Source organism: Lentibacillus halophilus, from assembly GCF_055395055.1.
This window is the reverse complement of the sequence record NZ_AP043750.1, coordinates 2441060-2454125: the sequence shown is the minus strand read 5'-3', so window position 1 is coordinate 2454125 and position 13066 is coordinate 2441060. Positions and strand designations below refer to the sequence as shown.

The window sequence follows — 13066 nt, the reverse complement described above, 5'->3', positions numbered from 1 at the left end:
CTTTATGTATATCAACATTCCGCTTGACTTTATGGTACACAAATTTAATTTTGATTTTGAGTGGTGACAACAGATATGACTATTTCCGAATTGGAAAATCAGTTGAACATAACATTTAACGACCATGAACTGCTCAGGCAGGCTTTTACGCATTCATCTTATGTGAATGAGCATCGACAGAAATCTTCATCAGATAATGAACGGTTGGAATTTTTAGGAGATGCTGTTCTTGAATTGGGTGTGTCTCAGTATTTATACCGACAAAAAGAGCGGCTAGCTGAAGGGGATTTAACCAAATTGCGCGCATCAATTGTCTGTGAAGCATCGTTGGAGGAATTTGCCAGAGAATTAAATTTTGGTGAGTATCTACTGCTTGGCCGGGGCGAAGAACAGACAGGCGGCAGGAATCGTCCCGCACTGCTTGCTGATGTCTTTGAAGCGTTTTTGGGAGCACTTTATCTTGACCAGGGCTTTGATGTTGTGATTCAATTCCTTCAAAAATATGTGTATCCGAAAATAACCACTGGTGCTTTTTCACATGCGATGGACTATAAAAGCCAACTGCAGGAATATGTTCAAAAACAACGAAACCATAGTGTGGATTATGTGATTGCGGATGAAAATGGTCCATCCCATGATAAGGAATTTGTTGCTCAAGTTATCATAAACGGCTATTCTTCCGGTGAAGGCAAGGGCCATACAAAAAAAGAAGCAGAACAACGCGCTGCCAAAAATGCGTTGGATGCGTATGATCTTGAATGAGACGTTGTATCAGAGCAAAGACGGACAAAATTAAAAACGAAGTGAGAGGTTAGAATTGAAAAACAGCGGATCCCAAAGAGGTTCGCTGTATTTTTTAGTTCCTTGAGAAAGATTGACCGTTAAATAACTACAGCTTAAACCCATTTCTGCTTTTAAAACGTTTCAAAATAACAGAACTCTCCACCCGTGTAATTCCTTCCACAGAATAAAGTTCATTATTAATAAATGTTTCAAGCATTTGAAAATCTTCCACCAAAACATGCATATGTAATGTGCTGGGACCTGTCATTTGATAAATGCTCGCCACAGCAGGGTTTTCCGCGAGATTTTGAGCAACCTTCTGAAGCTGCATCGGTTCAACATCAACCTCAAAAAAGGCTGATACTTTCTTCCCGAATTTTTCAGAATTGACCACAACAGTAAATTTTTCAATGACCCCCTGATTTTGCAGGTTATTGATACGGTCTTTGACAGCAACACGTGACAATCCAACTTTTTCCGCCAATTCCACGTAAGACATCCGTCCATCATCCACCAGCTCATTAATAATGATTCTGTCGACTTCATCAAATTGATCATTTTTCATAATTCCAGCTCCTTTATTCATAAAATAAGGCCATGTATATCGTTTATTATAGCAAAATGACAAGGGGAGCAAAAGTAGTGACCTGTGCAATACAAGTTCGTGAAGTTTTATTAGAGGAAGGAACCGATCCATTAAAGTTTAGAAAATTTAAAAACATTGTTGACCCTAATACGAATTCATGATAGTGTCTAAGATGAAAATAATACATTAATACAGTATAAATAATAAATATCTTTCGATTTGAAAGATACCTACTTTTATTTATTTAAATTCAAGTAAAATAGGGGGGTTTTAAAATGGTTTAGAATAAATGAAAGCGTTGACATTTTGAGTGTGTATTCTGTGTTTGTCCTTAAATTTTATTGGAGGTAATACTATGGAATTGGAAAAGAAAAATCTTGAAAATACAAAGAAAGAAAAACAAAAAAAGAATAAAAAAACATCTATAATTGGTCCTGGCATAGTTCTTGCTGCAACTGGAATCGGATCAGGCGATCTTATCACAAACACAACAGTTGGTTCAGAGTTTGGTATTATGCTCGCTTGGGCAGTAATTATAGGTGTTTCTTTAAAATTGCTGCTGACTGAAAGCGTTGGAAGGTTCACACTAGCTACGGGTCAAACCATTTTAGAAGGATGGCGTTCTCTTGGAAAATGGACAATGGGCTATTTTATTATATACGTTACATTGTTTGGTTTAATTTACGGGGCTTCAATAGCTTCTGCCAGTGGAATTATGATGTATGCAATTCTTCCGATTATTCCCTGGTGGGCATGGGCAATTATTCATTCAGTAGCAGGTTTCACCCTTATTTGGTTTGGTCGATATAAAATATTTGAACGGGTTATTACTGTTTTGATTGGTATTATGTCTGTTACGATCGTAGGCTCTGCAATTATGTTGATTCCCAACCTTGCTGATCTTCCCGCTGAAGCGCTTATTCCAGCCATATCAAGTGACTCCGTATATCGGGTACTGAGTATAGTGGGGGGTATAGGAGGTACAATGGCTCTTGCAGCATATGGATACTGGATTCAAGCAAAGGGTTGGAATGATAAATCCTATATTCCATTTATGCGAATGGATGCAACGGTAGCTTATTCTGTTACCGGATTATTTTCAATATCACTAATGGTTATCAGTACAGTTTTTCTATATGGATCGAATGTAAGTTTTGAAGGTGCTAATGGTATAAGGGATTTTCTTCAATTATACGGCGATAGCTTTGGAACTGCTCCTCAAATTATTCTAACAATAGGATTTTGGAGTGCAACCGTTAGCTCATTGTTAGGATCTTGGAATGGCATACCGTATCTGTTTGCAGATTTTGTCAGGGTTATGAAAAAAGATTATAAAACAGGTTCTGAAAACACACAGCCCATTACGGAAAAGAATCCTGCTTATCGAGTGTATTTAGCTTGGCTGACCTTCCCATCAATGCTTTTATTGTTGGTTAACAAACCAGTTGGCTTAATTTTGTTTTATGCAGCATTAGGTTCATTGTTCTTACCTTTTTTAGCTTTAACCTTATTGATTCTTCTTAATTCCAAACAAGTGGGTTCTGAATTTAGAAATAAATTTTATCATAACGGTTTATTAGTGTTTGTTATTGTGGTGTTTCTTACATTAGGTGTAGTGAAACTTATCGGATGAGTTTCATTTATAATTGGTAAATCCTTATGCACGACCTCATACTGAGTATCAAAATAGCTAAAAAAATAGAAGATCCGACACATGTTTATATTTATAAATGAAAGTATTAATTATATATAACATTATTAATGATATGTTTATATTGACATTAAATTTATATTTGCATATTATGGTTATAAGAAAATAATCTAAATATTCCTGAAAACGGAGGAGTGGTTTAATGGATTCATTTCATAATCAATCGTCCCCTTACCGTGTTGCACGCAATGCAACTTATGCCCGGAATGGCATGGTAGCAACATCTCAACCCCAAGCTGCGCAGGCTGGATTGGAAATATTAAAAAAGGGTGGTAATGCCGTTGATGCGGCAATTGCAACAGCCGCTTGTCTTACCGTGGTTGAACCTGTTTCAAACGGGATTGGCGGAGATGCATTTGCATTGGTATGGATGAAAGGTGAATTGCACGGTTTAAATGCCAGTGGTTATTCGCCGCGAAATGTATCGATTGATGCAGTTAGAGACGCGGGGTATGAACAGATACCGAAGTATGGCTGGACTCCAGTTACGGTACCAGGTGCACCTGCCGCTTGGGCTGCTTTATCTAGACGATTCGGCAAATTAACCTTATCCGAGGTATTGCAGCCGGCCATCCGTTATGCTGAAGAAGGGTTTCCGGTTTCGTCCACTGTAAGCAAGTATTGGAAAGATGCCTATGCTCATTTTAAAGAAGAGCTGTCCGATCCTGTTTTTGAGGAATGGTTTAACACATTTGCTCCAAAAGATCGCGCACCACATGCTGGAGAAATTTGGTCGTCGATTGATCATGCCAAAACATTGCAATCTATTGCACAGACATATGCTGAATCGTTTTATCGTGGAGAATTAGCGGAAAGAATAAGTCAATTTTCACACGAGCATGATGGTTTTCTGACGAAGGAAGATCTGGCCACTTTTGAGCCTGATTGGGTGGACCCTATTAAGGTGAATTATCGTGGTTATGATGTGTGGGAGATACCGCCTAATGGGCAAGGAATTGTTGCGCAGCAGGCATTGAATATATTAAAAGGCTTTACGTTTAATGAAAAGGAATCAGCATCCGTCTATCATAAACAAATCGAAGCAATGAAACTGGCATTTGCCGACGGGGAACGACATGTGACGGAAGAAAAACATATGTATCGTTCAACAGATGATATATTGTGTGATGAATATAGTGAGAAGCGACGGTGTCAAATAGGGGAACATGCCTTGCAGCCTGAAGCGGGCGAACCCGCTATGAGTGGTACGGTTTATCTGGCTGCGGCTGATAATGAAGGCAATATGGTTTCATTTATCCAAAGCAATTACATGGGATTTGGATCAGGTCTGGTCGTTCCCGGAACCGGCATTGCATTGCAAAATCGGGGTCACAATTTTTCCATGGATCGGAATCACGTTAATGCACTGGCAGGTGGAAAGCGAACATATCACACGATTATACCCGGCTTTTTAACAAGAAATAATCAACCCATTGGCCCTTTTGGTGTCATGGGTGGTTTCATGCAGCCGCAGGGCCATGTGCAAGTAATCATGAACACGATTGATTTTGGTATGAATCCACAAGCTGCGTTGGACGCACCGAGATGGCAATGGTTTAAAGATAAAAAAGTCGAAGTTGAAAATCGATTCCCGCATCATCTTGCTCAAGAGCTCGCGGATAAGGGACATGAGATTACCATTCAATTGGAGCCGAATAGTTTTGGGCGTGGTCAAATTATTTGGCGCAATCCTGAAACAGGTGTATATGTTGGTGGAACCGAGTCCAGAACGGATGGGACAATTGCTTGTTGGTAAAAATATAACGTCTGGGAGTCTTCATTATGCGGAAACATTGGAATCTTTTTATAGCATTTTTTCGTGTCGGAATGCTTGGATATGGCGGCGGGCCGGGATCCATTCCTTTAATACACAAAGAAGTGGTTGATAAATATGAATGGATGACTGCTGATGAATTTGGCGATATTCTAGCACTGGGAAACACACTGCCAGGACCGATTGCTACAAAACTTGCAGGCTACATCGGTTATCGCGTTAAAGGGATATGGGGAATGGTGAATGCTGTTATGGCCTCTATACTGCCAACCATTCTATTAATGATTGTATTGCTTGCGTCGTTATCTTCCATTAAAGAATTTGATTGGGTACAAGGCATGACGGCAGCGGTCATTCCTGTTGTCGGCGTGATGCTGGCCGTCCTGACTTGGCAATTCATCGAAAAAGCTGGCAAAGGAATGGGATGGTTAAAAACAGTGCTTATGTCCGCTGCAGTCGTCATCTTGCTCGAATGGATCGGTGTTCATCCAGGCATTGTCATTGCCGCATTATTGATATTGGCATTAGTTCAAAAAGATACCGATCCGGATGATGAGCGTCAAAGGCAAAAAGAAGGTGTTTCGTCATCATGATTTTTTGGAAAATTTTTCTAGCCTTTTTTATACCCGGTATCCTGGGATATGGAGGTGGTCCGGCATCCATCCCTTTAGTAGAAAATGAAGTGGTTCAGCGGTATGGATGGATGTCTGTTCAGGAATTCAGTGAAGTGTTAGCACTTAGTAATTCGTTACCTGGACCCATTGCAACAAAAATGGCCGGCTATATCGGTTATGAAACAGCAGGTATCCCCGGTGCAGTTACCGGTGTATTTGCAACAGTGGCACCATCACTCATTTTAATGATTGTTTTGGTAGGCATTCTTTTTAAGTATAAAGAGTCGCCAAAAATTAAACGAATGACTCTCTATGTTCGACCAGTTATTGCTGTATTACTTGGTGTAATGGCTTTGCAATTTTTTGTAGAGTCGTATCAAGGGATTGGCTGGCTGCAAACTGCTTTGTTGATTGGTGTCAGTTATTTACTCATGGAACGGATAAACATTCATCCAGCTTTTGTTATTGCGGGAGCATTATTGTACGGCGGATTTTTATTATGATCCGTTATGATGGATGAAACATATAGGTCATGTGTCTCCTTGTGACAGGAATGCAGTTCTATCCTGACAACAAGGAGATTTTTTAATGTTAAATCAGGCTATATTTATGATATTACGGGGGGATCTACAAGATACGTGTAAAATATACAGTTAGGCATCGGAATAAAAAGTGTAACGTCGCAAAAGCGGCGTTTTTATAATGTCCAATAATAATCATTTCACGAATTACTTTAAATCGCTTTTGTCTGAAACAATATAAATATCGATTCCGTTTGTTTTGCGCATAATATCATTAACAATTGATCCTTTTTGTATTTCTTTCCACCTTGTTCGGGCAGACTGCCCCAATATAATTTGAGTAATACCCCATTTTTTTGAGACTTCGATAAGATGAGAGGTGATTTTTCCTGAGGTATTTTGTTGTAGATGAAACGTCGCATTAAATTGAGAAGTGAGTTGTTTCCAAGCTTCAATTTTTTTTAATTGCGATGAATCTGGTGTTGCTTTATTTATAACATGAAGTACATGTAACTCAACTTTCAATCGGCTCGCAATTCGCCATCCACGTCGGATTAATTTTTCCGCACTTTTATTATACTGAATACAAACGAGAATCTTTTCATTAACCCCTGTCGGCTCCTTCTGATCGTTTTTCAATCTCGCTTTTTCCATCCGTTCGTCTGTATCATCAGCCACTTCCCGCAATGATAGCTCTCTAAGTGACGACAAATTGGCTTCCTTAAAAAAGTTATTTAAAGCTTGTTCAATTTTTTCATTCGTATAAATTTTCCCTTCCCTCAATCGTTTTCTAAGTGTTTCTGGTGTTATATCAACTAAAATATTTTCATGTGCTGTATGAAGTATTTGATCTGGAATACGCTCTCTTACACTGACTCCTGTAATCTTTTCAACAATATCATGAAGGCTTTCTAAATGTTGAATATTAAAAGTCGATAAAACATTAATTCCGTAGTCTAATATTTTTTCAACATCCATATAACGTTTTTCATTCTTTAAATTTGCTATATTATGATGAGCCAGTTCATCAATAAGAACGACATCTGGTGCTCGCTCTATAATAGCATCAACGTCTAGTTCTTCTAACACGTATCCTTTGTAATCTACCTTCTGTTTTGGAAGAATTTCAAGGCTTCCGATAAGATCAGCTGTTTCTTTTCGGTTATGCGTCTCGATAAGACCTACAACCACATCAATTCCTTCTTTCTTTAAATCGTGTGCTTCCAAAAGCATTTTGAAAGTCTTACCCACTCCAGCAGCAAAACCTATAAACAGTTTCAAGTTACCTTGCTGTAATTTCTGAACCTCTTCCAAAATCTCTTCAGGTGTTTTTTTTCTGTAATCATCGGTGAATGCATTCAATAGACTCACTCTCCACATGTGTTAGTAATATTTAAACATAGCTCTCAATAACAATTTGGAACAATACAAAATATATTTTTTCTTCTAATAACTACTGACCATTCTCCCTCCCTTAATTCTCAACAACCGGCTGAAAGTTTTGCTCAGAAGGCTGATTGAAGTTCTTTGCATGCAGCAAAAGTTGCTTCTCTTTATGAGTGATAAAAACAACATTCAACATGACCTTCTATCATTTTATGTTTATATAGATGCCCCGATAATATACTATCGAGGCACCTGACAAACTATAACTCTATAACATTTCCTGTAAATCAAGATTCAGATTTAATACATTTACTCGTGATTCACCGAATATACCCAGGTCAGGTCCATCTATATGCTCTTGCACTAATTGTTTCAATTTGTCTTCGGAAATTCCAGTTTCTTCACTAACACGCGGAATTTGTATTTGAGCCGATTCAGGGCTGATATGCGGATCAAGCCCTGAACCGGAATTGGTCATTAAATCTGCCGTCACATAAGACTTCGGATTATTTTGCTTCCACTGTTCCATGGATGCCTTCACTCGCTTAAGTAATTTCGGATTGGACGGTGCATAATTAGGTGAGTTGGAACCTGAAGCATCATATTTAATACTTGATACCCGGCCATGAAAATATTGCGGCTCTGTAAAGTGCTGCCCAATTAGTTCAGAACCGATTATTTCCTCTTTCTCATTATAAATGAGACTGCCGTCTGCTTTGTTTGGCATGGTGGCCTGAGCAATACCCGTCATAATAGCTGGATAGACCAATCCGCAAAGCAGCATGATCAACAGACTAATTCTAATGATTGTTCCCAAACCATTCTCATGAGATTCTTGTTTCATCGTGTTCACTTCCTTTCTCACTTATATGAACAACTGTAAGATCAAATCTATCACCTTAATTCCAATAAACGGCGTGATCAAGCCGCCCATTCCATACACAAAAAGATTTTTTCGTAATAACGTATTTGCACTGAACGGTTTGTATTTTACACCTTTCATCGCGATGGGGATGAGCAACGGAATAACAATCGCATTATAAATTAGCGCAGACAATATCGCTGAAACCGGTGAATCAAGTCTCATGATATTGAGTGCATCCATCTCTGGAATTGCAACCATAAACATAGCTGGAATAATCGCGAAATACTTTGCAACATCATTGGCAATACTGAATGTTGTCAAAGCCCCGCGCGTAATCAACAGTTGCTTGCCGATTGAAATGACCTCAATGAGCTTCGTCGGGTTGGAATCCAAATCTACCATGTTACCTGCTTCTTTCGCTGCAATCGTACCACTGTTCATTGCCAGCCCTACATCCGCCTGTGCCAATGCCGGAGCATCATTTGTACCGTCTCCGGTCATTGCAACAAGTTTTCCTTGTTCCTGTTCTTTTTTTGCTTCGTTGATTTTATCCTCTGGCTTGGCTTCAGCAATATAATCATCTACGCCCGCTTCTTTTGCAATCGAGTCCGCAGTTAACGGGTTATCTCCTGTACACATAATCGTTTTGATTCCCATTTTCCGCATTTCGTCAAATCGTTCTTTCATACCCGGTTTTACCGTATCTTTCAAATGAATGATTCCCAAAATCTTGTTGTCTATTGAAACCGCGAGCGGTGTGCCACCTTCTCGCGCAATATTTTCATTTTTCTCCTTTAAATCATTAGGTACCACTCCGTCACATTTTTCAACGTATGCACTGATGGCGTCCACAGATCCTTTGCGATAACGAAAACCGCTGTGATCGACCCCGCTCATCCGTTCTTCTGCTGAAAAAGAAATGATGTCCGCTCCCTCATATTGGGATCCTTCCCAGGTATAACCTTGCTCTTTGGCAAGATCAAGTACGGACCGTCCTTCAGGTGTTTCGTCATAAAGAGACGTCACAATGGCTATTTCAGTTAATTCCTTTTGATCTGCCCCACCTGCAGGAACGAATTCTGCAGCCAAACGGTTCCCATATGTGATCGTTCCGGTTTTATCGAGAGCCATCGTGTTAATATCGCCTGCTGCCTCAACCGCTTTCCCGGACATGGCAAGAACGTTAAATCGGGTTACTCTGTCCATACCGGCAATGCCAATAGCTGAAAGAAGTCCGCCTATTGTTGTCGGAATGAGACACACAAGTAACGCAATCAAAATGGGAATGCCAATCGCAAAATCAAATAAACTGGTGAACATTGGTAACGTCATAATGACAATTAAAAAAATTAACGTTAAACTCGTCAAAACAGTGGTTAATGCAATTTCATTTGGCGTTTTTTGACGCTGCGCACCTTCAACAAGTGAAATCATCTGGTCCAGAAACGACTGTCCAGGATTGCTTGTGATTGTTAGTTTGATTTTATCACTGACAACTCGAGTGCCCCCTGTAACAGAACTGAAATCACCGCCTGACTCCTTAATCACCGGTGCCGATTCGCCTGTGATTGCTGATTCGTCGACAGAAGCTAACCCTTCAATCACTTCACCGTCTCCGGGAATCATTTCACCTTGAGAAACAATGACAATATTACCTTTTTGAAGGCTTGTTGAAGAAACTTGTTCAATATCACCATTCTCTTTTATTCTATTGGCCATAATATCTTGTTTTGTTTGTTTTAAAGCATCAGATTGTGCTTTACCTCGTCCTTCCGCGACTGCTTCTGCAAAATTTGCGAACAATATCGTCAAGAGCAAAATAATCGCAACACTGATGTTAAACCACGTATCAACCATCTCTCCAAGTGAACCTGGAACAAGCATCAGTAACACTGTTGCAAACAACCCAATTTCAACGACAAACATGACCGGGTTATAAAACATTACCCTTGGATCAAGCTTAACAAATGCATCTTTCACAGCCTGTTTAACAATGGTTCTATTTATTAATGATTTTTGTTCAGCCATTGTCTCTTCCTCCTATTCCTAACAAATATTTAACCGAGTGTTAAAAATTCAGCCACAGGCCCAAGTACGAGAACCGGGAAAAAGGTTAATGCACCGACAATGATTGTCGTAGCAATGAATATCACGCCAAACAAACTGTTATCGGTTTTTAACGTCCCAGAGGTTTCTGGTACCGACTGTTTTGCTAGAAGCGATCCAGCCACAGCCAGCAACGTCACAATCGAGAAAAATCGTCCAACGTACATGACAAGTCCGGTCGAAATGTTCCAAAATGGTGTTGCATCCCCAAGTCCTTCAAAACCTGAACCATTGTTCGCTGCTGACGATGTATACTCATAAAGCATCTGGCTTAACCCATGGAATCCTGGATTGGATATGGCACTGTTACCTAAAGGTGTAAATGACGCTAAAGCCGTCGATCCGAGAATCAACAAAGGGTGGATCAACAATGTCAGTGCGATTAATTTCATTTCCCGTCCTTCAATTTTCTTGCCTAAAAATTCAGGGGTTCGCCCAACCATTAAACCGGAAATGAACACAGCAATCATTGCATACATCAAGACGTTCATAAGTCCAGCACCTACTCCACCAAATACAGTATTTAGCATCATATTGACAAGCGCAATCATCCCGGTTAATGGCATCAAATTATCATGCAATGTGTTGACAGCACCTGTTTCAGAAGCAGTTGTCACCATCGCATATAATGTCGACTGTCCGACACCGAACCGAACTTCTTTCCCTTCCATACTCGCTTGATTCCCTTGCATCGGCAACTGGTTGATGACTGGATTTCCCTGATACTCCGAAAACAAAGCTCCCGAAAGAAGAATCAAAAAGATGGAAGCCATCGAAGTAAATAATATTCGCCCTTGTTTCGGATTGCCCACCATCTTTCCGTAAGTGAATGGTAATGATGTCGTTAATAACAACATCAGCAAAATTTGCAGAAGGTTCGTAATAGGATTCGGATTCTCAAACGGATGTGATGAATTTATACCAAAAAACCCCCCTCCATTATTTCCTAGTTCTTTTATCGTTAAAAAGGAAGCTACAGGTCCTCGGAAAATTTCTTGTTCTTCTCCTTCAATGGTTTGTGCTGTTACCGGAGACTCAAATGTCTGTGGCATACCAAATGCAACCATAATAATCGTTACAACAATGGAAATTGGCAGTAAAACCCTTGTTATAGCTCGTGTCAAATCAACGAAAAAGTTACCAATCCTTTTTCGTGCCAACGCTTTGATAAGTGTTATACAGGCAGCTAATGCTGTTGCTGGTGCGGCAAACATCATAAACAAGATTCCAAGCATTTGCGAAAGATAAGATAATCCACTTTCCCCACTGTAATGTTGCAGATTCGTGTTCGTCATAAAACTTACAGCCGTATTAAAAGCCAGCGTCGGATCCATGCCCGAAACATTTTCAGGATTTAACGGAAGTACACCCTGAAGCCGAAATACAGCATAAATAAGCAACATCATAAACCCGTTTGTTAATACGAGCGCCAGTGCATACTGTTTCCATGTCTGATTTTCCTGTTTAACGCCGCCGATCTTAAACAACAAATTTTCAAATGGTCCAAAAAAACTATCCAATCTTGTTTTATTATGTTCGAAGGCATAAGCCATATAGGTGCCCATACATTTTGCAAGCACTGCTGCAATCAACAGTGTCACTATGATTGAGAGAATTGTTAACATCATTGTTTCATTCCTCCTAAAACTTCTCAGGATTTAACAGAACACAAAGTAAATAGCATGTGACAGCAATACCAACAACAAACAATAACGTCGTCATTATTCATCACGTCCTTTTTCAACAACAGTTGAAGTCCATTTGGCCAGACCAACCATAAACATCGGCAAGATGATGAATAATGCAAGCATCGCAATATCCAGCACAGCAATTCCCCCTTAACTTAAGCTTTGAATTAATATTAAGTTGTTTTTTCCTTTCATTTCAATGAAAGGAAAAAACAACCCGCAGAAAGAAATAAAAATCCGCAAAAGAGGTAACCTTTTGCGGATTTTTTCCATCAAAAACAACACGTGTTATCAACACGACTCCGTTACCTCTCAGTACGCTTACGAAGTTAGCTGTCGGGTTCGGGACTGAGAGATTCCCTACTTTAACTTCAAACATAAAGATTCACCCCTAGCAGCAATACTTCAAACTGCATAAAACTCGGTTCCTCCGTTCTTCCAAAAAGAAGACTCAGCGATTATTTGATTGTTTAATTACCTTTTCAACTCACCTCAAAAATTCACCCTGTTTTAAATACATCAAAACCGCTAGAGTAACAACCTTGTGGTCAATTTTGATTACTAGTCATCCCCACTCGAAACACTTACGAGATTAACTGTCGGCTTCGGACATGGAAGTAGCCTTACTCGAAATATCGAGACACCCCTAGCAGTCAAAATAACTGCAAATGTTGGATTCCCCGCTCCCTAAAAAATTCAGCGATATGGTTAGTTGGTAAATTCATAAAACTGAAATCACGAACTCGTGTAAAACACGAAAGTAACAGCTGTCATTTCGATGAAGCAAATCTTACTCCCTGAAAAATCAGTTGTCAATAAATATTTTTATCTGAATTATTCACAGAAAATCTTGATTAATGGCTAACCTCTTGAATGCCAAGGTTTCCAGCCATGTTGAGTATGAATCAAAAAAATGAAAAGAGAACCCAGTTTCTGTTATAGTTAAAGTAGCCAACCAAACCAACAGAAAGGGGTTCTTCTAATGACTACTTTACCGCAAATGACACTTCGTTTAAATGCTCGCGTCAAATT

At 39.5% G+C, this 13066-nt stretch carries 12 protein-coding genes and 2 riboswitches; of the genes, 5 read left to right on the top strand and 7 right to left on the bottom strand.

Annotation, left to right across the window (positions count from 1 at the left end):
* The first annotated feature begins 75 nt into the window (after positions 1-75).
* Positions 76-762: a ribonuclease III gene (gene rnc / locus ACZ5Q7_RS12120; protein WP_343753436.1), complete on the top strand. Its 687-nt coding sequence runs from the start codon at positions 76-78 to the stop codon at positions 760-762.
* Positions 763-889: 127 nt separating this feature from the next.
* On the opposite strand, the gene ACZ5Q7_RS12115 is transcribed toward rnc, so the two are convergent.
* Positions 890-1348, bottom strand: coding sequence for an Lrp/AsnC family transcriptional regulator (locus ACZ5Q7_RS12115; protein WP_343753434.1), 459 nt, complete (start codon positions 1346-1348; stop codon positions 890-892).
* A gap of 376 nt (positions 1349-1724) precedes the next feature.
* Here ACZ5Q7_RS12115 and ACZ5Q7_RS12110 point away from each other — a divergent pair, with 376 nt between their 5' ends.
* From ACZ5Q7_RS12110 to ACZ5Q7_RS12095, 4 genes are all read left to right on the top strand, one after another.
* Complete coding sequence (locus ACZ5Q7_RS12110; RefSeq protein WP_343753432.1) at positions 1725-3002, top strand: Nramp family divalent metal transporter; 1278 nt, start codon at positions 1725-1727, stop codon at positions 3000-3002.
* Between the two features lie 220 nt (positions 3003-3222).
* On the top strand, positions 3223-4836 hold the full coding sequence (locus ACZ5Q7_RS12105) for a gamma-glutamyltransferase family protein (protein WP_343753430.1): 1614 nt from the start codon (positions 3223-3225) through the stop codon (positions 4834-4836).
* A 26-nt stretch (positions 4837-4862) separates the two neighbouring features.
* Positions 4863-5447, top strand: a complete 585-nt coding sequence (locus ACZ5Q7_RS12100; RefSeq protein ID WP_343753428.1) for a chromate transporter — start codon at positions 4863-4865, stop codon at positions 5445-5447.
* Positions 5444-5971, top strand: coding sequence for a chromate transporter (locus ACZ5Q7_RS12095; protein WP_343753426.1), 528 nt, complete (start codon positions 5444-5446; stop codon positions 5969-5971). Before ACZ5Q7_RS12100 ends, ACZ5Q7_RS12095 begins: the two co-directional genes overlap by 4 nt.
* Positions 5972-6196: 225 nt before the next feature.
* Here the strand turns inward: ACZ5Q7_RS12095 and kdpDN are convergent, their stop codons facing one another.
* The 6 genes from kdpDN to ACZ5Q7_RS12065 all read right to left on the bottom strand — a co-directional run bounded on the left by kdpDN (position 6197) and on the right by ACZ5Q7_RS12065 (position 12172).
* Positions 6197-7351, bottom strand: coding sequence for a KdpD-like non-kinase potassium sensor (kdpDN, locus tag ACZ5Q7_RS12090; protein WP_425542379.1), 1155 nt, complete (start codon positions 7349-7351; stop codon positions 6197-6199).
* 292 nt (positions 7352-7643) lie between these two features.
* Positions 7644-8219 carry a potassium-transporting ATPase subunit KdpC gene (gene kdpC / locus ACZ5Q7_RS12085; protein ID WP_343753422.1) on the bottom strand — a complete coding sequence of 192 codons (576 nt, stop codon included), beginning with the start codon at positions 8217-8219 and terminating at the stop codon, positions 7644-7646.
* Between the two features lie 21 nt (positions 8220-8240).
* Entirely contained in the window at positions 8241-10268 is a 2028-nt protein-coding gene (kdpB, locus tag ACZ5Q7_RS12080; protein ID WP_343753420.1) for a potassium-transporting ATPase subunit KdpB, read from the bottom strand.
* A 29-nt stretch (positions 10269-10297) separates the two neighbouring features.
* Positions 10298-11974 carry a potassium-transporting ATPase subunit KdpA gene (gene kdpA / locus ACZ5Q7_RS12075; RefSeq protein WP_343753418.1) on the bottom strand — a complete coding sequence of 559 codons (1677 nt, stop codon included), beginning with the start codon at positions 11972-11974 and terminating at the stop codon, positions 10298-10300.
* Between the two features lie 13 nt (positions 11975-11987).
* The gene (locus tag ACZ5Q7_RS12070) at positions 11988-12068 is read right to left on the bottom strand and encodes a potassium-transporting ATPase subunit F (protein ID WP_425542385.1); all 81 of its coding nucleotides are present in this window, start codon (positions 12066-12068) and stop codon (positions 11988-11990) included.
* Positions 12068-12172 (bottom strand): signal peptide protein, encoded by a 105-nt coding sequence (locus ACZ5Q7_RS12065; RefSeq protein WP_343753416.1) that lies wholly within the window; start codon positions 12170-12172, stop codon positions 12068-12070. The genes ACZ5Q7_RS12070 and ACZ5Q7_RS12065 overlap by 1 nt, the downstream gene beginning before the upstream one ends.
* 166 nt (positions 12173-12338) lie before the next feature.
* Positions 12339-12501: riboswitch (cyclic di-AMP (ydaO/yuaA leader) on the bottom strand.
* A gap of 98 nt (positions 12502-12599) precedes the next feature.
* Positions 12600-12746, bottom strand: a riboswitch (cyclic di-AMP (ydaO/yuaA leader).
* Positions 12747-13066: the final 320 nt, after the last annotated feature.